Annotated in this window: 18 protein-coding genes, 1 tRNA gene and 1 pseudogene; 9 read left to right on the plus strand and 11 right to left on the minus strand. The window is 63.3% G+C overall.

Annotation, left to right across the window (positions count from 1 at the left end):
* Positions 1-3 precede the first annotated feature (3 nt).
* From QUH67_RS07125 to QUH67_RS07140, 4 genes are read right to left on the minus strand one after another with little or no spacing between them, the layout of a single operon-like run.
* Entirely contained in the window at positions 4-510 is a 507-nt protein-coding gene (locus QUH67_RS07125; protein ID WP_300945972.1) for a response regulator transcription factor, read from the minus strand.
* A 41-nt stretch (positions 511-551) separates the two neighbouring features.
* Positions 552-1820, minus strand: coding sequence for an EAL domain-containing response regulator (locus tag QUH67_RS07130; RefSeq protein WP_300945973.1), 1269 nt, complete (start codon positions 1818-1820; stop codon positions 552-554).
* Positions 1817-2182 (minus strand): Hpt domain-containing protein, encoded by a 366-nt coding sequence (locus QUH67_RS07135; protein ID WP_300945974.1) that lies wholly within the window; start codon positions 2180-2182, stop codon positions 1817-1819. Before QUH67_RS07135 ends, QUH67_RS07130 begins: the two co-directional genes overlap by 4 nt.
* Positions 2179-4350, minus strand: coding sequence for a hybrid sensor histidine kinase/response regulator (locus tag QUH67_RS07140; protein ID WP_300945975.1), 2172 nt, complete (start codon positions 4348-4350; stop codon positions 2179-2181). Before QUH67_RS07140 ends, QUH67_RS07135 begins: the two co-directional genes overlap by 4 nt.
* Positions 4351-4526: 176 nt before the next feature.
* On the opposite strand from QUH67_RS07140, the gene QUH67_RS07145 reads away from it, so the two are divergent.
* The 3 genes from QUH67_RS07145 to QUH67_RS07155 all read left to right on the plus strand — a co-directional run bounded on the left by QUH67_RS07145 (position 4527) and on the right by QUH67_RS07155 (position 6393).
* Positions 4527-5852 (plus strand): M20/M25/M40 family metallo-hydrolase, encoded by a 1326-nt coding sequence (locus QUH67_RS07145; RefSeq protein ID WP_300945976.1) that lies wholly within the window; start codon positions 4527-4529, stop codon positions 5850-5852.
* 122 nt (positions 5853-5974) lie between these two features.
* Entirely contained in the window at positions 5975-6154 is a 180-nt protein-coding gene (locus tag QUH67_RS07150; protein ID WP_300945977.1) for a hypothetical protein, read from the plus strand.
* A gap of 98 nt (positions 6155-6252) precedes the next feature.
* Positions 6253-6393 carry a hypothetical protein gene (locus tag QUH67_RS07155; protein WP_300945978.1) on the plus strand — a complete coding sequence of 47 codons (141 nt, stop codon included), beginning with the start codon at positions 6253-6255 and terminating at the stop codon, positions 6391-6393.
* A gap of 64 nt (positions 6394-6457) precedes the next feature.
* Here QUH67_RS07155 and QUH67_RS07160 read toward each other — a convergent pair whose 3' ends face one another.
* Entirely contained in the window at positions 6458-7462 is a 1005-nt protein-coding gene (locus QUH67_RS07160; RefSeq protein ID WP_300945979.1) for an SGNH/GDSL hydrolase family protein, read from the minus strand.
* Between the two features lie 188 nt (positions 7463-7650).
* Complete coding sequence (locus QUH67_RS07165) at positions 7651-7833, minus strand: hypothetical protein (RefSeq protein ID WP_300945980.1); 183 nt, start codon at positions 7831-7833, stop codon at positions 7651-7653.
* A 129-nt stretch (positions 7834-7962) separates the two neighbouring features.
* Here QUH67_RS07165 and QUH67_RS07170 point away from each other — a divergent pair, with 129 nt between their 5' ends.
* Positions 7963-8310, plus strand: a complete 348-nt coding sequence (locus tag QUH67_RS07170) for a hypothetical protein (RefSeq protein WP_300945981.1) — start codon at positions 7963-7965, stop codon at positions 8308-8310.
* A 144-nt stretch (positions 8311-8454) separates the two neighbouring features.
* On the opposite strand, the pseudogene QUH67_RS34920 reads toward QUH67_RS07170, so the two are convergent.
* Positions 8455-8559: pseudogene (locus QUH67_RS34920) on the minus strand (hypothetical protein); the annotation flags it as partial.
* 311 nt (positions 8560-8870) lie between these two features.
* Between QUH67_RS34920 and QUH67_RS07175 the strand changes: the two are divergent.
* Positions 8871-9185, plus strand: coding sequence for a hypothetical protein (locus QUH67_RS07175; RefSeq protein ID WP_300945982.1), 315 nt, complete (start codon positions 8871-8873; stop codon positions 9183-9185).
* 30 nt (positions 9186-9215) lie between these two features.
* The gene (locus QUH67_RS07180) at positions 9216-10316 is read left to right on the plus strand and encodes a tetratricopeptide repeat protein (RefSeq protein ID WP_300945983.1); all 1101 of its coding nucleotides are present in this window, start codon (positions 9216-9218) and stop codon (positions 10314-10316) included.
* Between the two features lie 233 nt (positions 10317-10549).
* Here the strand turns inward: QUH67_RS07180 and QUH67_RS07185 are convergent.
* From QUH67_RS07185 to QUH67_RS07195, 3 genes are all read right to left on the minus strand, one after another.
* A tRNA-Val gene (locus QUH67_RS07185) sits at positions 10550-10624 on the minus strand.
* Between the two features lie 80 nt (positions 10625-10704).
* On the minus strand, positions 10705-11982 hold the full coding sequence (locus QUH67_RS07190) for a coiled-coil domain-containing protein (protein ID WP_300945984.1): 1278 nt from the start codon (positions 11980-11982) through the stop codon (positions 10705-10707).
* A gap of 133 nt (positions 11983-12115) precedes the next feature.
* Positions 12116-12799 (minus strand): DUF1134 domain-containing protein, encoded by a 684-nt coding sequence (locus tag QUH67_RS07195; protein WP_300945985.1) that lies wholly within the window; start codon positions 12797-12799, stop codon positions 12116-12118.
* 111 nt (positions 12800-12910) lie between these two features.
* Between QUH67_RS07195 and QUH67_RS07200 the strand changes: the two genes are divergently transcribed.
* Positions 12911-13417, plus strand: a complete 507-nt coding sequence (locus tag QUH67_RS07200) for a YHS domain-containing (seleno)protein (protein WP_300945986.1) — start codon at positions 12911-12913, stop codon at positions 13415-13417.
* A 26-nt stretch (positions 13418-13443) separates the two neighbouring features.
* Here QUH67_RS07200 and QUH67_RS07205 read toward each other — a convergent pair whose 3' ends face one another.
* Entirely contained in the window at positions 13444-14253 is an 810-nt protein-coding gene (locus tag QUH67_RS07205) for a 3'(2'),5'-bisphosphate nucleotidase CysQ family protein (RefSeq protein ID WP_300945987.1), read from the minus strand.
* A gap of 149 nt (positions 14254-14402) precedes the next feature.
* Here QUH67_RS07205 and chpT point away from each other — a divergent pair, with 149 nt between their 5' ends.
* Both chpT and QUH67_RS07215 read left to right on the plus strand, forming a co-directional pair.
* The gene (gene chpT, locus QUH67_RS07210) at positions 14403-15050 is read left to right on the plus strand and encodes a histidine phosphotransferase ChpT (protein WP_300945988.1); all 648 of its coding nucleotides are present in this window, start codon (positions 14403-14405) and stop codon (positions 15048-15050) included.
* Positions 15051-15243: 193 nt separating this feature from the next.
* On the plus strand, positions 15244-18009 hold the full coding sequence (locus QUH67_RS07215) for a hybrid sensor histidine kinase/response regulator (protein ID WP_300945989.1): 2766 nt from the start codon (positions 15244-15246) through the stop codon (positions 18007-18009).
* Positions 18010-18032: the final 23 nt, after the last annotated feature.

An 18032-nucleotide genomic window follows, 5' to 3' on the forward strand; every position in this document is an offset into this window, starting at 1 on the left:
CGCTCACGCGCGCTCCGCGGCGTTTTCCGGAATGTGGATCTCGCCCATCCCGTGCATGTTGGGCAGCTTGGCGCTGGCGCTGCGCAGGTTTGCAAGCGCGATCCTGAGCACGGCCAGATCGACCGGCTTGGAGAAACTCTGCGTTACCTCGATGCCCAGTTCTTTCATCCTGGCCCGGCAGATGTGGCGCGACTTCGCGTCCGTTCCGCTGACGACCATGACAGGCACCCGTTGTCCGGCGTTTGCCATCTGCCACATGATGTCAAATCCGTCGCCGTCCTCCAGCGTCAGGTCGAGCGTCAGGCAGTCAAACCGGCCGGTCTTGAGCTGTTCGATGGCCGCGCGACAGGAGTCGACCGCGACCACCCGATAGCCGGTATTTTCCGCCGCGCGCACGATGAGCGTGCGCTGGACCGGATCGTCTTCAATGACCAGAAGCCGCGGTACTTCGAGAACCCCGTCGGGCTTCGTCCTGTCGTCACGGCGTGCGCTTTGTCTCGAATTGCTCATGGTTCACCTTTTGGTTTTAGTTAAGGAAAAGCGTCGCGGCCTCAACCGTACGCAAGCGAGGTTGTCCGGCTGGGCGGACGGAATGCCGGAAACCGGCCGGCGGCGCGGGGATCCCATCGTTTCATCAAGTGTGAGAACTGCCTTATTCCAAGCGCGGGAGCGAACAGATAGCCTTGGCCGATATCACAACCGGCGGCGCGCAATGCGCTCAGCGTCGGCTGGTTGTCGATTCCCTCGGCGACCACTTTCATGCCGAAGGCTTTCGCCAATGCGATGGAAGCTTCCACGATTTTCATCATGTCCCTGTCGTTGGCGCAGTTTCCGACAAAGGACCGGTCGATCTTCAATTCGCTGAACGGCAGTTTGGCGAGTGCCGAAAGCGAGGAAAATCCGGTTCCGAAATCGTCGATCGCGGCTCCCATGCCCTTGAGCCTTAGCCGGGATACGACGTCCATCGCCCGATCGACGTCGGACATGGCAATGCTTTCCGTTACCTCGATGATCAGTGCTTCGGGGGCCACCTCGTAGGTGCGCAACACGCCGTCGATCCGTTCGGGAAGGGTGAGATCGCTCAGATCGGACGCGGAGACGTTGACGGCAACGGTGAAGCCGGGACGTTGCTGAATGAGTCCGCGGCTGGTGGCGACGGCGGCTTCGCAGACTGCGTGTGTCAACTCGGACATCAGGCCGAATTCCTCGACCAGCGGAACGAAGATGGCGGGCGAAACCATGCCGAATTCCGGCGTCAGCCAGCGCGCCAGCGCCTCGGCTCCGCAGATTTCGTTGGTGCGCAGGTCGATCTTGGGCTGCAGTTCGACGAGGAATTCCTTCTGCCTGAGCGCGGCGACGATTCGATCGCGACTGATCGTCGGCGCTTGCGCTTGGCTGCCGGCCGCGGCGCTCAAGAGCGCAGGCCGCTTCAGCGCCGCGCGCAGCTTGTCGATGTTCAGGGGCTTGGCCAGGCTGGTGGTCAGCGAGAGATTCAGCGCGGCGGCGACGCGCTTGATCGTGTTCCGGACGCGCTCCTCGCACCCGCTGACGATCACGATCGGCATGGCATTGAGCTTCAGGGCGGCGATCAGGCGCAGCAACTCCACGCCGTCACGCTCGCCGAGCGACAGGTCCAGCGTCATCATGTCGAATTTTTCGTCTCGCAGCATCTGCGATGCGATCTCGAAGGTCGACGCGATCATGGTGTCGTAGCCGAGCTTGGCGCCGATCGATCCGATGATGGTCCGCTGCACCAGGTCGTCTTCTACGACCAGCAGCCTGCCTCTCAGCTCGTCGGTGCGGTGTTCTATCGCGGTCATGCCGCCGCTCCTGACGTGCCTTGGAGCAGGTTGCGATCGGCGAATACCCGTGTCGCCTCGAATGCGAGCCGGAGTTCGCCGATCGATGCTTGCAGCGCGGCTTGCGGCATGTCTTCGGCGCCGGCCTCGAGCTGCCGCGCCGTTTGCGACAGCACCCTGAAGCCGAACGTGGCGGCCGAGCTCTTCATCGAATGAGCCTCGCGTTTGATGACGGCGCGGGTCTGGTCCTGGGCCTCGATCCTGACGAGTTTTTTGGCGGTGTCGGCCAGGAAGACGTTCAACAACGCGACCAAGTCGTCGGCGCCGAGTTCGCTTCCGAGCTCGCGAAAGACGGCTTCGTCGAAGGAGAAACTCTGGGTCATGCGATCAATCTTTCCTGGGTGGATGCGGTGTTCACGCGGGCCAGCGCCTCGGTCAGACGGTCCCTGGTGACGGGTTTGGTGACGAAGTCGTTCATGCCGGCCGCCAGGCAGGCCAGTTCGTCCTGGCTGGTCGCGTTGGCGGTCAGGGCGATGATTTGGATGTCGCGTGAAGGCGGGGGCAGCCGGCGAATCGTCCGTGTGGCGACCAGGCCGTCCATTTCGGGCATCATCATATCCATCAGGATGAGGTCGTAGTTCTGGTTCTGGACCGCCGCCACCGCCTCTACGCCGTTCTCGACCAGGTCGGGGGTGTAGCCGAGCTTCTGGAGCAGTTTGCGGATGACGAACTGATTGGTGACGTTGTCCTCGGCCACCAGGATTTTCAGCGGGCGGAAGTCCGCGGCGGCGGCAGGTTCGGACGACGCTCCGGATTTAGCCGGTGACGTGGCGGCCTGCGGCTGCCGCTCCGCTTCCTGTTCCAGATGTGGTTTGACCAGCACCGAAAATCGAAACTGGCTACCTTTTCCGATCGTGCTTTGAGCCGAAATCTCGCCGCCCATGCAGGCGACAAGGCGTTTGCTGATCGCCAGTCCAAGGCCGGTGCCGCCGAACCGACGCGAGATCGAGCTGTCGACCTGCGAGAATTCGCGAAACAGGCGGCTGATCGCGTCGGGAGGGATCCCGACGCCGGTGTCGGTGACCTTGAAAATCAACCGCGTCAGTCCGCCGTCCGCCGGTTCGGCCTCGACCTCGACCTCTACGGCGCCGGATTGGGTAAACTTGATGGCGTTGCCGACCAGATTGAACAGCACCTGGCGGAGGCGGGCCGGATCGCCGAGAACCGTCCGCGGCACCTCATCGGCAATCGACGCCGTCAGCTGCAATCCCTTCGCCTTGGCGCGCGACATCATGAGTTCGATGGTGGCCGTGACCGACAGGCGGGGGTGGAATTCGACGTGTTCGATCTCCATCCGGTCGGCGTCGAGCTTGGAAAGATCGAGCACGTCGTTCAGGAGCTGCAACAGATAGTCGGCCGACTCCCGCAGCGTCGTCGCGATCTTCTTCTGCTCGGCGGGCAGGTCGCTCGCCGCCAGCAGGTCCGCGAGCCCGATGACGCCGTTCATCGGCGTCCGGATTTCATGGCTCATCATCGCGAGGAATTCGGAGCGGGCGCGGGTGCCGGCCTCCGCCGCGTCGCGGGACTTGGCCAATCCGGCCTCGTAGCGAACGATCAGGATCGAGATGGTGAGGATGACCAGGCTCAGCAGTACTGCGGCGATCAGGTTCCGGTCGCGATCGCGACGCTGGGCGGCAAAGACCTCCTCGGACGCCTGTCCGACGGCGACCGCCAGCGGATAGCCGTTGACCTTACGGAAATTGGAGATGCGCTCGATACCGTCGATCCGACTTGCTGCCGTGAACGACCCGCTATCTTCGCGTGCAAGGCCGGCCATCAGTGCGCTGCCGGCGACGGACATGCCGACCGCGCTGGGCCCGGAGGAGGCGCGCGCGCGGACGATGCCGTCGAGGCCGACAAGCGTAACGATGCCCTTTCTGCCGATGTCGACCGAATTGTAGAACCGCGAAAGATATTCGGGGTCGAGCGAAACGACCACCACGCCGCCGAACGAGCCGTCCTGTGCAAAAATGCGTCGCGTAAGCTGGATCGACCACTTGTTCGATACGCGGCCGAAGATCGGTTTGCTGATGAACAGATGGTCGATGGTGCCCTCCGCGTGCACCTTGAAGTGTTCGCGGTCGCGCAGATCGAGTCCCTTCATGCCCGGGTCGAGATTGCTCGCGAGCATGATGCCGTTCTTGTCGATGATTACGACCTGGAACGAGAAATCCGAAAGAAACTGGCTGTTCTTCGACCATAACGACATGTCGAAGCCGTTGGGATCCTTGGCGTAGGAGTCGCGCACGTAGAGCAGCGTCTGATCGGCGGCCTTGATCGACCGGATGATCTGTTCCTCGAACGCCCGGGTCAGATTTGAATTGTTCTGACGCGCGGCCTGTTCGGTCCGTGTTCGCTCCTCTGAAATGCCGTAGAGTGTACCGGCCCAGACCATCGCGATAGCGAAAACGCCGATCAGCGCGCTGCCGTAGCGGCCGATCAGCTGCGATACGCGATCGAAGCCTGATGTGAGTCGGTCGTGCTGGTTCATTGTCTGCCGTTGAACATCTGACGCATGTCTTCGCTTCCCCAGAGTTAGCGCTTACATGTGGAGGACGGGTGTAACTTGATTGGAAAATTTATCGGCGGTTTTGACGAACGATTAGCCAATGGCTTCCATCGCCCGTATAACCACGGGAAAAGTGCGTAGGGATACGGAGACCTTTCATGAAGAGCGATAGCCGTCTGTTCATCATCTTCGCCGCTTTGCTGCTGACCGCCGAATTGCCGCTGCGAACGGCAGACGCGCAAACGGCGTCTGCTCCCGGCCTGGAAGCCATTCTGGCCGATCCCAAAATCGGCAAGATACTCGATGACATCAGGGCCGACGATGTGCGGACGCTGGCCGAACAGAAGCGCATCACCGAAATTCCCGCGCCGCCGTTCAAGGAGAAGCTTCGCGCCGAATACTACCGGCAGCGGATGCAGGAGCTCGGCTTCAAGGATGCCGCGATCGATGCCGAGGGCAACGTGATCGCGCTGCGCAAGGGCACTGGCGGCGGCCGGCCCCGGCTCGTGGTGTCGGCGCATCTCGACACGGTGTTTCCCGAAGGCACCGACGTCACCGTGAAGGAGAAGGACGGCGCGATCATAGCGCCCGGCATCGGAGACGATTCTCGCGGGCTCGCCGCGATGCTGTCGCTGATCAAGGCGATGAACGAGAACCAGGTCGCGACCGTCGGCGACATCATGTTCGTCGGCACGGTAGGCGAGGAAGAACTCGGCAATCTGCGCGGGGTGAAGGCGCTGTTCCGCGATCACGCCGATATCGACGGCTTCATCTCGATCGACGGGCTCGGCATCACCCGCGTCGTCAACCAGGCCACCGGCAGCCATCGCTACGAGTTCACCTTCAAGGGGCCCGGCGGACACTCGTTCGCGGAATTCGGATTGCCGAGCGCGATCCATGCGATGGGCCGGGCGATCGCAAAAATCTCCGAGCTGCAGCCGCCTTCCGATCCCAGGACCACGTTTACCGTCGGCACCGTGAGCGGCGGCACGTCGGTCAACGCCATCGCGGCGGAAGCGAAGATGGCGGTCGACATGCGCTCGAACTCGGAGGAAGCGCTGCTCAAGCTCGAGGCGCGGCTGCTCGACCTCGTCAAGGAAGCCGTCGCCGATGAGAACGCGCGCTGGAAGTCCGACAAGATGACGGTGGAGGTGAAACTGATCGGCGACCGGCCGGCGGGCATCGTGCCGATGGATTCGCCGATCGTGCAGGCCGCGGAGCGCGCGGTCTCGGCCGTCACCCGGGGCCCGAAGCCGACCTTTGCCGGCTCCTCGACCGATTCAAACATCGCGATGTCGCTCGGCATTCCGGCCGTCACCATCGGCGGCGGCGGCGAAGGCGGCAACTGGCATTCGCGCAACGAATGGTACAAGCCGGTCAACGCCTGGTACGGCCCGCAGAACGCATTGCTGACCGTGCTGATCCTGGCCGGCCTCGACGGCGTCACCCAACCGGCGCTTTTGGTGCGAAAAGCCGCCAGATAGCGCCTGGTTTGTCCCCGGCACCCTCGCGCGCGCCCCCGATTGGACAAATTATCGGCCCATTACGGCCAAAGCGGTAGCCGAACATCGTTCCCAGATAGTTCCACGTGCGTAGGGGATGTGGCATGGCGTATCGAATCGTGGCGGAGCGCAGAAACGAGACCGTCAGGATGGACCGCAGCAGCATGCTGGTGGCGGTGGCCAAGGCGCGCGTTTGGGCCAGCGAGGGATGGAAAGTGACCATCATCGTCGGCGACGAAAATGAAGTTGCGCCGGCCGATGCTCGTCGGCTTTCCTTTGCGTGATGCGTGCGGCGGCCCGTGCTGATGGGGCCGCTTGCATTGATCGGAACCGGGAACCCGGTCCGGCATTATCCCTGCGGGCAGGCTTTTGGAGCAATGCCATGCAGTGGCGGTCAGCAAGCACCGGCCCCGACGCGATGCGCGGCGCCGGCGACGACGAAATATCCTATGCAACCGGATGGACCATCAGCGGCCTCGCGACGCTAGGCACCATCGTGGCGATCTGGCTGTTCGGGATCTGATCCCGCACCATGCAAAAAGACCGCCCGAAGGCGGTCTCCGCAGGTTGATCGTGGCTACGATTGATCAGGCTGCGCGCAGCGCGGCCGGTTGCTGACGGCGGCGATGGGCCGCGAAACCGACGCAGCCAAAACCCACGATCAGCATGATCCAGGTGGAGGTCTCGGGAACGGCGGTCGCGAGGAAGGCGTCGGCGATCACGGCGTGCGCCGCGGCCGTCGGATGAATACCGTCCCAATAGGCGTAGGTGCTGCAGTTTGCGGCAATGATGGCCCCGCAGGCGTCGGTTACGTTGGTGAAGCCAAAGGCGCCCGGATTGCCGGCGATCGCCGTGCCCAGGCCAAAGATGTCGAATGTCTTGACGCCCGGCTCGCCCGCCAGTTCTGCGGCGAGGGCCGCGTTCATGCTTGAAGCGATAAGCGTGCCGAGGCCGGAAGCGCCGGCCGCCGCGACGGCGGGCGCCAGCCCGAGATTGGGCGTGTTCCAGACAACGATGTGCTGCGCGCCGCCGGCCTGAAGCGCATCGACGATGGCGCCGACATTGGCGGCATAGTCGAGCGCCGTTTGCGCCACGGTCGGCCCCAGGCAAACTCCCGCGCACCCGGCGATCGTGTTGAGCGCCGCCCGGGCATCATTGCCGCCGCCGGCGATCACGTAGAGCGCATTGGCGGAGACGCTGTTGACGGCCAGATACTGGTTGGCCTGGGTCAGCAGGCTGAACGGAAAGCCACTGCCGGCCGGTCCCGTGGTCGCGCCGCCATAGGCATAGTTGGTCCCGCCGGCCAGCGAAGGCGTGAGCGGCACGCCAAGCTGGGCGGCGGCGTTCGTCGCCCACACCGGCCCGTTGCTGTAGACGCCGGAGCCGTAAGTCTGGCTCGGCACATAGGTGTTGCCCGTGATGACCTGTCCGGGATTGCTGCCGATCACGATGGTGTTGTTGCCGCTGTCCGAAAGGCTGTCGCCAAAGACAACGAACTGATCGTAGACGGCTGCGGAGGCGGGGAGGGGGGCGAGAGAAAAAGCTGTGACGGCAACGAGCGGCAATAGCCTGCCGAAGAACGCATACTTCATGACGCTACCTACTCTTTTACGAAATATTTCAGCATAGCATCGTGTCGCGAGAGGTGTGTCAACACCTCAATCCTATATTGCAGTGCATTCATTCGCGTGCAGCAGATCGCAACAACGCCGGCAGTCGGGTTGCGATATCGACGCTGCAAGCCGCCGGCGGCTGATCCGCGCCGGATCGGTGAACGCGATCAGGCGGACCAGCGGTCTTCTTCCTGCCGATGCTCATCGGCATTCAGTCGCTTTGCCACTTCGTCAGCCGTCTTTTCATCCTTGGCCAATGCGACCGGCCGGCCGCTCGTCGTCAGGATCTTGTTCTTGTCGGAGCGAACCGGGAAATCGTCGGGCTTCAGCGGCGCATCATTCTTTGTCATTGGCTTTCTCCTCGCAAAGCTGATCAATGCCTTGCGTGCCATCGAGTTCCGATACGATCATTGGCCGCCGGAACTCCGGTGAGATCGACACGTTCCTAGCTTCATCCTCTCGGGCAAACGGCTCCATCGATGGCACATCTGCGCGACCGCGACCGCCCCGGATTCCGCTACCATCTAAAAGTCCATTCTTTTCGAACGCTCACCGTGATCCTGGCATGGACGCTGGTGGTCGCCGCCTTCTATCAGAAGCCGGAGTTGCTGACGGGCGCGCAACGTCTCATGCAGCGCGGCATCGAAGCTCTCGGCGATGCCGTACCTCCGCCTTGGGGGCCACGGATGGAATTCGTCTTCCGGGAAATCGGTGGATTGATCTGGCTTCAGATCACGCTCGTTGTCCTGGCGCTGCGCTTGGCGCTGTCGACGATTGCAGCAACCTGGCGGCTTGTCTCGCGTCGGGATCGTGGGCTTGAGCAGTAGCGGGCGAACCCATGCTTCCGAAATTGCTCCAGCGACGCAAGCTCTCTTTACGACACGGCGCGTTTTCTTCCGCTTGGCATCAGTCGCCCGTGCCGGAAGGCGGATTCCCAAAGCTCCGATGATCCGCATGATGGTCGCGAACTCCGGATTGCCGCCCGCTCCCAGCGTCTTGTAAAGACCCTCCCCAGTCACCCCGGCGGCTTTGAGACCTCGCTGATACCTCGGCTCTGGCAACAACATTGAGGGCATCACGGACCTCGGCAGGGTCGCCGTCGGCGAGAACGATACTCAGACACTTCGCGCGAGCCTCCGGGGTACGGAGGTGTTCGGCAGCATCGAATTTTTTAAGTTTGTTGACTTTCATCCTAGTCTTCCAATTTCTCCGCGATCTCCACTGCTTTCCTGATGTCCCGGCTCTGGTTGCGCTTGTCACCATGGTGGATGATCCGCCTCGCAAAGAAACGGCTAACCAAGTTGCAACGGCTGCAGAGGGGAGGGCATGGAAAGGTCGATCAACCAATGATAGTATGCGATTTCTGAGGCCAACCAGGGAAAATGCCGTGCCTGCAATGACCAAGCTTCGCTCTTGGTTTCTGCCCGTTGTTTTGTGGATTGTTCTCGTCGGCGTTCTTGTCGGCTGGTTTTCGCTCACGCCACGCGGCGGTGCGCCGTACTGGTTGGTGAGTCTGATTGTTTCCTGGTTGCCCTTTCTGGCGCTGGTGGGCGTTTGGATATGGTTTTCGCGCAGGAATGGGCGCACGTCATCCGGGGCGAGTTGGGTCGACCTCTTCGAGCAGCAGGTCGTGGAAGCCCAACGCACGAACGCATTGCTGGAGAGGATCGCGGCAGCGCTTGAAAAGCCGTCTGCCGGTTAGCTCGAACTGGCGCATCGCGGGGAGAAGAGAATGCGCTCTGGGGTTTCCGCGCCTGTCTGGCTGATTGCCTTGGTGTTGGCTGCCGTCAGCCGGCCAGCGGCAGCCGACGATCGGCAGGAGTGTTTGAACGGATCCAAGGAAACCGCTGCCGCGGCCATCGTCGCCTGTACACGCGCGATTGAAAGCGGAGTCTACGAAGACGGCGACCTGTCCAACCTGTATCATACCCGCGGCTACTCCTGGTCATGGACAAGCCGTGCCGATCGCGTTGACCTCGCCTTCAAGGACTACACTGACGCGATCCGGCTTGAACCGAAAGCTGTCAGCTCCCTGCTCAACCGCTCGCATATCTACAACCAACGGCGTGACTACGACCGGGCGATAGCGGATGTGAACCGGGCGTTCGAAGGCGGCCTGTCGGACTATGGAAAGCGGATCGGATACGGCGAGCGCGGCTACGCCTATCAAGCCAAAGGTGACAACGACCGTGCCATTGCGGATTATTCCGACAGCATCCAGCTCAATGCAAACAACGATGTCGCCCTCACGGCCCGCGGCAGCGCCTACCATGCCCAAGGGGATCTCGACCGCGCCATCGCCGACTACGACCGGGCGATCGCACTCGACCCGAAATATGCGCTCGCCTATTACAACCGCTGCCTCGTATACCGGGAAAAGGGTGACCTTGATCGCGCCATCGCCGACTGCGGTCAGGCGATCACGCTCTATCCGCGATACAGGGACGCCTATTACAACCGCGGCTCCGCTTATCAAGCGAAGGGTGACGTCGACCGCGCCATCGCCGACTACGATCAGATCATCGCGCTTGATCCAAAAGATAGCGAGGCCCATAGCAGTCGCGCCATGGCATATCTCTCCAAGGGCGATTTCCGCCGCGCGATCGCGGACTTTGGCCAGGGACGGGTCCTATTGTGGTTCGTTACCATTGTGTTGCTGGCTGTGATTGGCTGGCTTTGGAGCCGAACAAGCGTGCGTGCGCGCGGACGGTGGTCCGGGCGGACAATGGTGGAGGTTTGCGAACAACAGATTGCCGACATGCAGCACAGGAACGCCGCCCTGGAGAGGATCGCGCTGGCTCTAGAGAAGCATTCGTTGGGTCAGCTGGGCTGACGAAGTGGTGCGAGGCCTTCTGGCCAAGGGCATGACGAGACCACGCTCGGCCCGATGATGACATCATGCGCCTGATTTGCCCGACGTTTCAAGGTCGTTTCGGAGAACGCCGGTCTCTACATCGGCACTTGATGGCTACTGTGCATGGGGTTGTTCCGCGGATTTTGATTTTGGACCGTCGGAAGAGCCCAACCGGGCGCTTGACGTCGATGATTGTCCGTTAGCGGGATGAATGGTGGACGCACAAGGGATCGAACCTTGGACCTCTCCCGTGTGAAGGGAACGCTCTCCCGCTGAGCTATGCGTCCGGGAACGGCGAACAATGCGGCCGTCAGAGCCCGCGATTTACGAAGTGCAGGCCGTCAGTGTCAAGCGATAAGGGCCGGAATCACGCCCCTTGCTGTCGGGCCCGCGAGGCGTGCGACTGAAGCGCGCGGATGCGTTCGGCGAGCGTCCCGCCGCCTTCGGGAATCGGCGCGCCGGCAATGTCGTTGGCGGGCTTGGCCGGGGTCTTTGGCACGGCCGGTTCCGCGGCCAGCATGGCCTCGATCGCGGAATTCGGGCCTTCGAGCTGCATCGCCAGCTTGGCGACCTCGGCGGCAATGTCGTTGATGCGCTCGCGCAGCAGCGCGTTTTCCATCCGCTCGGTCTGCCAGGAGCTTTCGGCCTGCTGCTGGATCGCGTTGATGTCGCGCTGCAGTTTGGCACGCTCGTCGCGGGCGATGCGAAGCTGCTCCTCGACGGCGGCCTTCTCGGCGCGCAATTTCTCGACGATCGGCGCTTTGCCGCCGTTCGTCGCCGTCAACTCCGCGTGCAGTTCGCGCACCGCGCGTTCGGCCTTTTCGTTGGTCTGCCTGAGCTGATTGTTTTCGTATTCGCGCTCGGCGAGGATCTTGCCTTGCGTCGCCAGCCGCGCCTCGAGGTCGTTGACGCGGCTGCCGAGCATCTCGGCTTCCTTGACCTGGACGATCAATTGCCGGTCGAGATCGGTGACGCGCTGGCTCAGGTTTTCGACGCGGCTGCGCGCCTCCGTCAGTTCCTGCGTCGCGCGCTCGGAATCGGCGCGCTCCTGGGCGAGGCGAGCCTGCGTCGTCGAAAATTCCTTTTCGGCGTCGCCGACGCGGCCCTTCAATTCCTCGATCTGCGTGCGCACCGCGACCAGCTCGACTTGCCGGCTGTCCGCCGTCATCGCGCGATCGTTCAGTTCCTGATTGATGCGGGCGAGTTCGCTCTGCTTGTCGGTCAGCGCCGCTTCCGCGTTGCGCAGCAGTTCGGTCTTGGCGGCAAATTCCTCCTCGGTGGCGCGCAGTTGCTCCTTCACCGCCTTCTCGCGCGCCTCCAGCGAAAAGATCGTGGCGTTCTTTTCGCCGAGTTCGATCTTCATGCGGTTGATCGCATCGCTCTTCTTGCCGAGTTCGGCGAGCTGGCTGGTGGTCTTGTTCCTGAGCTGCTCGACGTTCATTTCGAGCCGTCGCGCCGACATCGCGAATTCCGCGCGCAACTGGTCCTTGTCGGCCTGGATCTCGGCCATCGACAGCGGGGTGGCCGCCTCGAGCCGCCGCGTCGTCAGCCGCACCGCGCGGTTATGCACCAGCGGCACGATCATCAGACCGAACAGCATGGAGACCAGAAAACCGATCGCCAGGTACATGATCGGTTCGATCATGATTGGTCACTCCGCACGAGATGAGGATTCGTTAATCACAATGCCACGCCCGATCAGGCTTACGCCAGCCCATTGCCGCGTTAACCTGAATCGGGGCGGGAAGTGTTGCGCGCTGGTATCCGGCAACAGGAGTTCAGAACGGGTTCCAGGTCGCGCGCGGGGTATATTTGAGATAGCCGACATTGGCGCCGAGTCGCAGCCCGATGCCGGAGCGGATCGGGACCAGCACGATGTTGTTGGAGGTCAGCGCGGTCATGCCGAAGCCGCCGACGATGTAGGCGGATCCGTCGATGCCGACGAAGCGCTGATAGATCGCGTTGGTGGCAGGCAGGTTATAGACCAGCGTCATGGTGCGCGCGCCGTCGCCGCCCCAGTCGAAGCCGACTGACGGTCCCTGCCAGTAGACCCGCAGATCTCCGGCGTTCTTGGTGTAGAGCGTGCCTTCGCCATACCGCAGGCCTGCTACGAAAGCGCCCGAGCCTTCCTCGCCGAGCACATAGCCGTTGGGCAGACCCCATTGGCTGACCGCGCGCTCGATGATGGAGGCAAGGCCGCGCGAGACGTTGCCGAAGAATTTGTGCCCGGCCGAAACCAGTTCGCCGGGTTCGAAGGTGTCCGGGCCTGCCGGGCGCTGCGGCGGCGGATAGGCCCCAGGCGGCGGCGCCGGCTGGACGGGATACGCCGGCGGTTGGGCCGGGTAACCCGGTGGCGGCTGCTGCGCCGGATAGCCCGGCGACGGCTGCTGCGCCGAGGCCGGCACGGTCCAGCACATCAGCGCGGCAAACGTCACCGCGGCAAGGCGTGAAGCAAACGTCATGAAAGAACCCCTGGCATCGAATTCTGGCCGCCGCCTTAACCTGACGCCAACAAGCATGGCTCTAGGTTGCGCCCAGTGTCCCCTCGACTCGCAATGTTATCGGCACCAACTATGACGGTACAACGGCAGGAAAGATACGGCTGGTGCCCCGGAATAGCCGTTTTTGGCTTATTGGCAGGCTTTTTTCTCGCGCTCTGCCTCGATTCTGCCGTGTGGGCTGCGACCACCGAGCGGGTCGTGGTGAACCGCTATTCCGGCCTGGCCATCGAGGGTTTCGATCCCGTCGCCTACTTCACGGATTCCATCGCGGCCCAGGGGTCGCCCGATTTCGAGGCCCGCGAGGCCGGAGCCGTCTGGCGCTTCCGCAATCATGGAAACCGCGCCTCCTTCGTGGCGCATCCTGAAATCTATGGGCCGCAGTTCGGCGGCTACGATCCGGTCGATCTGGGGCGGGGGGTAACTTATGCGGGCAATCCGCGGTTCTGGCTGGTCGTGGCCCAGCGGCTCTATCTGTTCGGCCGCGAGGACAACCGCGATGCGTTCGCCGCCGAGCCGGCCCGTTTCCTGAAGGAGGCCACCGAGCGTTGGCCGGCCCTGGAGCGGGGATTGGCGCAGTAGCTTGCAGGCAACCGACCCTCTTAAATCTAAATCGCTTTCGGATCGCCCCAGGCGATGAATTCCGGAACCAGGAAGCCGTTGCGTCCGGAACCAAAAACCAGTGCCGCGCCGCTCGAATCCGTGATCCTGCCGCCGGCGGCGGTGACGACCGCATGGCCGGCAGCCACGTCCCATTCCGACGTGGGCGACAGCCGCGGGTAGATATCGACCGCTCCCTCGGCCACCCGGCCGAATTTCACCGCCGAGCCGAGTTCGCGGCGGACCGCGCCGGGTCTAGCCGCGATGAAGGCCTCGGTCCTAGCGTCGCCGTGCAGACGGCTGACAGCCACCATCCATGGCTGACCGCGCGGTGGGCAGGTTCGGGTGCGGATCGGCTCGATCTGCGGTTTACCCGTGCCGAGCGTCAACCGTTCCGCGCCGCGCCCGACAATGCCGCGCCAGATCAGGCCGAGCGCCGGCGCGCTGACGATGCCGAGCAGCGGCGCGCCCTCGGTCACCAGCGCCAGATTGACGGTGAATTCATCGCGGCCGGCGACGAACTCCTTGGTCCCGTCCAGCGGGTCGATCAGGAAGAAGCTTTCCGTATAGGGCAGGGGGGTCTGCGCGGCGCGCTCTTCCGACAGCGAAGGTATGTCGGGGGCAACCGTTGCAAGGCCTTCCGCGATGATCCGGTCGGCCGTCAGATCGGCCTCCGTGACCGGCGATCCATCGGTCTTGCCATCGACCTTCATGGCGGAGCGGTCGACGGCAAGGATGGCGGCGCCGGCCCTGATCACGATCTCGGTCAGCGGGTCGATCAGTGCGGCGGCGCGGTCGCCTGGACGTGCCTCATTCATGGGCTTGGCCTATTTGCTGTTCGTCCTGCCTTACCATTGCCGCCCCGTGCTGGCAGCAGGGGGCTGCGCAGTGTATCAAACCGATAAGCACGCATGATTCGTAACTGCCGCCAGCCATTGCGATCTCGGCGGCTTTCCAGGAACCCATGATGTCTGGCACTTCGTCTCCCGGTCCGGCTCCCGATGCCCTCGAACTCGCGGCGCTGTTGTGTTCGCGCGTCTGTCACGATCTCATCAGCCCGGTTGGCGCGATCGTCAATGGGCTTGAGGTCCTTGACGACAACCCGAAGCCTGAAGACCGCGATTTCGCGCTCGATCTGATCCGCAAGAGCGCCAAGACCGCTTCCGCCAGGTTGCAGTTCTGCCGCCTCGCGTTCGGCGCCGCGGGCTCGGCGGGTGCGCAGATCGATCTTGGCGACGCTCAGAACATGGCGCGCGGCCACATCGAGGACGGCAAGATCACCATTACCTGGAACCTGCCGCGCCTGCTGCTGCCGAAGAACCGCGTCAAGCTGCTGTTGAACATGCTGATCATCGCGCAGCAAACCATCCCGCGCGGCGGCACGCTGACGATCGATCCGATCGGCGACGGCGAGGCGATGAGTTTCCGCGTGACGTCGGCCGGCCTCAATGCCCGCGTGCCGCAGAACATCGCCGATCTCCTGAGCGTGAGCTCGACGGCCTCCGTCGATGCGCACGCGGTACAGCCTTACTATACGCGGCTGTTGGCGCAGGCCTGCGGGCTTACCGTGACGCTGGCGCCCGACGGAGAAAAGATAGTGGTTACCGCGGCATAGCGGCGCGGCAGCGCGTAGATATGGTTAACAATTGGTTGAAAACAGGCGGCAAAATCCATTTTCGCCCTTTATCTCTTTGTTGATCCCGTTCTTTTCCATTTGCGCAACCAATATTAAACGGTTTGCATAGAAGCTGGCTTCGTTCCGTAAGGCGCGTCGATGTCGCGTGCCACTGCGTGCGAAGGCCAGTTTCATGGATGACTTGTTGCGGGAATTCCTGACCGAGACCAGCGAGAGCCTGGATACGGTGGACAATCAGCTGGTGCGGTTCGAGCAGGACCCGAGCGACGCGAAGATTCTGGATAACATCTTCCGCCTGGTCCACACCATCAAGGGCACCTGCGGCTTCCTGGGACTGCCGCGGCTGGAAGCGCTGGCGCATGCCGGCGAGACGCTGATGGGTAAATTCCGCGACGGCATGCCGGTCAAGGCCGAAGCCGTGACGCTGATCCTGTCGAGCATCGACCGCATCAAGGAAATCCTCGCCGGCCTCGAAGCCACCGAGACCGAGCCCGAGGGGACCGACGAAGACCTGATCGAGAAGCTGCACGAGATGGCCGAAGGCGGCCACCATGAGGAAGCCGAGCCGGTTGCCGCGCCGGTCCCCGTCGTCGCCGCTCCGCCGGTGCAGCCCGTTGCTACGCCGGAAGTCGCCAAGGGCACGCTGGTGGACCAGGTTCTGGAACGCCCGCTGCGTCCGGGCGAAGTCTCGCTCGACGACCTCGAACGCGCCTTCCGCGAAACCGAGACCGAAGCCGCTCCGGCTCCCGCGCCCAAACCTGCGCCGGCGCCCGTCGCCAAACAGCCCGAGCCGGAAAGTGCCAAGCCGGCGGCGCCCGCCGCCAAGCCGGATGCGAAGACCAAGCCGGTCAAGCGCGCCGCCGCCGCCGATGCCGATGTGCAGGAAGCCGACAAGATTGCGAACCAGTCGATCCGCGTCAACGTCGACACGCTCGAACACCTGATGACCATGGTGTCCGAGCTGGTGCTGACGCGCAACCAGCTGCTGGAAATCTCCCGCCGCAACGAGGACACCGAGTTCAAGGTGCCGCTGCAGCGGCTCTCCAACGTCACCGCCGAGTTGCAGGAAGGCGTCATGAAGACGCGCATGCAGCCGATCGGCAATGCCTGGCAGAAGCTGCCGCGCATCGTCCGCGACCTCTCCGGCGAACTCGGCAAGCAGATCGAGCTCGAGATGCACGGCGCCGACACCGAACTCGATCGGCAGGTGCTCGACCTGATCAAGGATCCCCTGACGCACATGGTGCGCAACTCTGCCGACCACGGCCTGGAAACCCCGGCCGAGCGGCTGGCCTCCGGCAAGGGCGAGCAGGGCACCATCCGCCTGTCCGCCTATCACGAGGGCGGACACATCATCATCTGCATCGCCGACAACGGCCGCGGCCTCAACACCGAGCGGATCAAGGCCAAGGCCCTCCAGAACGGTCTCGTCAGCGAGGCTGAACTGGAGAAGATGACCGAGGCGCAGATCCACAAGTTCATCTTCGCGCCGGGCTTCTCCACCGCCGCCACCGTCACCTCGGTCTCCGGCCGCGGCGTCGGCATGGACGTGGTGCGCACCAATATCGACCAGATCGGCGGCACCATCGACATCAAGTCGGTGGCCGGCGAGGGGTCATCCGTCACCATCAAGATCCCGCTGACGCTCGCCATCGTCTCGGCGCTGATCGTGGAAGCCGCCGGCGACCGCTTTGCGATCCCGCAGCTCTCCGTGGTCGAACTGGTGCGGGCCCGCGCCAACTCCGAACACCGCATCGAGCGCATCAAGGACACCGCCGTATTGCGCCTGCGCAACAAGCTGCTGCCGCTGATGCACCTGAAGAAGCTCTTGAAGATCGACGATGGTTCTTCCAGCGATCCCGAGAACGGTTTCATCGTGGTGACGCAGGTCGGCAGCCAGACTTTCGGCATCGTGGTGGACGGCGTGTTCCACACCGAGGAAATCGTGGTCAAGCCGATGTCCACGAAGCTGCGGCACATCGACATGTTCTCCGGCAACACCATTCTGGGCGATGGCGCCGTGATCATGATCATCGATCCCAACGGCATTGCGAAAGCGCTCGGCGCCTCCGGCTCCTCGGCCCATGAGCTGGCCGATGACGCCTCCGCCGCGCATGCGATCGGCGGCGAACAGCTCACCTCGCTGCTGGTGTTCCGCGCCGGTTCGAACCAGCCCAAGGCGGTGCCGCTCGGTCTCGTCACCCGGTTGGAAGAGGTCGCCGCCGACAAGATCGAACTCAGCAACGGCCGCCACATGGTGCAGTACCGCGACCAGCTGATGCCGCTGGTGCAGATCGCCGGGGTCACCATCCAGACCCAGGGCTCGCAGCCGATCCTGGTGTTCGCCGATGACGGTCGTTCGATGGGGCTGGTGGTCGACGAGATCATCGACATCGTCGAGGAGCGGCTGCACATCGAGGTCGCCGGCCAGGCCGACGGCATTCTGGGTTCGGCCGTGATCAAGGGCCAGGCCACAGAAGTGATCGACGTCGGCCACTTCCTGCCGATGGCGTTCGCGGACTGGTTCTCGCGCAAGGAGATGCGGGCCTCGTCGACGGCGCAATCGGTGCTGCTGGTCGACGACTCGGCGTTCTTCCGCAACATGCTGGCGCCGGTGCTGAAGGCCGCCGGCTACAAGGTGCGGACGGCCGTCAACGCGCAGGAGGGCCTTGCTGCGCTGCGCTCGAACCACACCTTCGACGTGGTGCTGACCGACATCGAGATGCCCGACATGAACGGCTTCGAGTTCGCCGAGACCATTCGCACCGACCACAATCTGAGCAAGATGCCGATCATCGCGTTGTCCTCGCTGGTGTCGCCGGCGGCGATCGAGCGCGGCCGGCAGGCCGGCTTCCACGATTTTGTCGCCAAGTTCGACCGTCCCGGCCTGATCGCGGCGCTGAAGGAACAGACCGCCGAAACCAGGGAAGCGGCATAAGCGAGCTTGGCCACGGCATAAGG

The organism is Bradyrhizobium roseum, from assembly GCF_030413175.1.
Taxonomy (GTDB): domain Bacteria; phylum Pseudomonadota; class Alphaproteobacteria; order Rhizobiales; family Xanthobacteraceae; genus Bradyrhizobium; species Bradyrhizobium roseum.

What these genes read in the sequence shown, in the direction of transcription:
- QUH67_RS07125 (WP_300945972.1), bottom strand. Translation starts at nt 510, where the DNA reads ATGAGCAATTCGAGACAAAGCGCACGCCGTGACGACAGGACGAAGCCC.
- QUH67_RS07130 (WP_300945973.1), bottom strand. Translation starts at nt 1,820, where the DNA reads ATGACCGCGATAGAACACCGCACCGACGAGCTGAGAGGCAGGCTGCTG.
- QUH67_RS07135 (WP_300945974.1), bottom strand. Translation starts at nt 2,182, where the DNA reads ATGACCCAGAGTTTCTCCTTCGACGAAGCCGTCTTTCGCGAGCTCGGA.
- QUH67_RS07140 (WP_300945975.1), bottom strand. Translation starts at nt 4,350, where the DNA reads ATGAACCAGCACGACCGACTCACATCAGGCTTCGATCGCGTATCGCAG.
- QUH67_RS07145 (WP_300945976.1), top strand. Translation starts at nt 4,527, where the DNA reads ATGAAGAGCGATAGCCGTCTGTTCATCATCTTCGCCGCTTTGCTGCTG.
- QUH67_RS07150 (WP_300945977.1), top strand. Translation starts at nt 5,975, where the DNA reads ATGGCGTATCGAATCGTGGCGGAGCGCAGAAACGAGACCGTCAGGATG.
- QUH67_RS07155 (WP_300945978.1), top strand. Translation starts at nt 6,253, where the DNA reads ATGCAGTGGCGGTCAGCAAGCACCGGCCCCGACGCGATGCGCGGCGCC.
- QUH67_RS07160 (WP_300945979.1), bottom strand. Translation starts at nt 7,462, where the DNA reads ATGAAGTATGCGTTCTTCGGCAGGCTATTGCCGCTCGTTGCCGTCACA.
- QUH67_RS07165 (WP_300945980.1), bottom strand. Translation starts at nt 7,833, where the DNA reads ATGACAAAGAATGATGCGCCGCTGAAGCCCGACGATTTCCCGGTTCGC.
- QUH67_RS07170 (WP_300945981.1), top strand. Translation starts at nt 7,963, where the DNA reads ATGGCACATCTGCGCGACCGCGACCGCCCCGGATTCCGCTACCATCTA.
- QUH67_RS07180 (WP_300945983.1), top strand. Translation starts at nt 9,216, where the DNA reads ATGCGCTCTGGGGTTTCCGCGCCTGTCTGGCTGATTGCCTTGGTGTTG.
- QUH67_RS07190 (WP_300945984.1), bottom strand. Translation starts at nt 11,982, where the DNA reads ATGATCGAACCGATCATGTACCTGGCGATCGGTTTTCTGGTCTCCATG.
- QUH67_RS07195 (WP_300945985.1), bottom strand. Translation starts at nt 12,799, where the DNA reads ATGACGTTTGCTTCACGCCTTGCCGCGGTGACGTTTGCCGCGCTGATG.
- QUH67_RS07200 (WP_300945986.1), top strand. Translation starts at nt 12,911, where the DNA reads ATGACGGTACAACGGCAGGAAAGATACGGCTGGTGCCCCGGAATAGCC.
- QUH67_RS07205 (WP_300945987.1), bottom strand. Translation starts at nt 14,253, where the DNA reads ATGAATGAGGCACGTCCAGGCGACCGCGCCGCCGCACTGATCGACCCG.
- chpT (WP_300945988.1), top strand. Translation starts at nt 14,403, where the DNA reads ATGTCTGGCACTTCGTCTCCCGGTCCGGCTCCCGATGCCCTCGAACTC.
- QUH67_RS07215 (WP_300945989.1), top strand. Translation starts at nt 15,244, where the DNA reads ATGGATGACTTGTTGCGGGAATTCCTGACCGAGACCAGCGAGAGCCTG.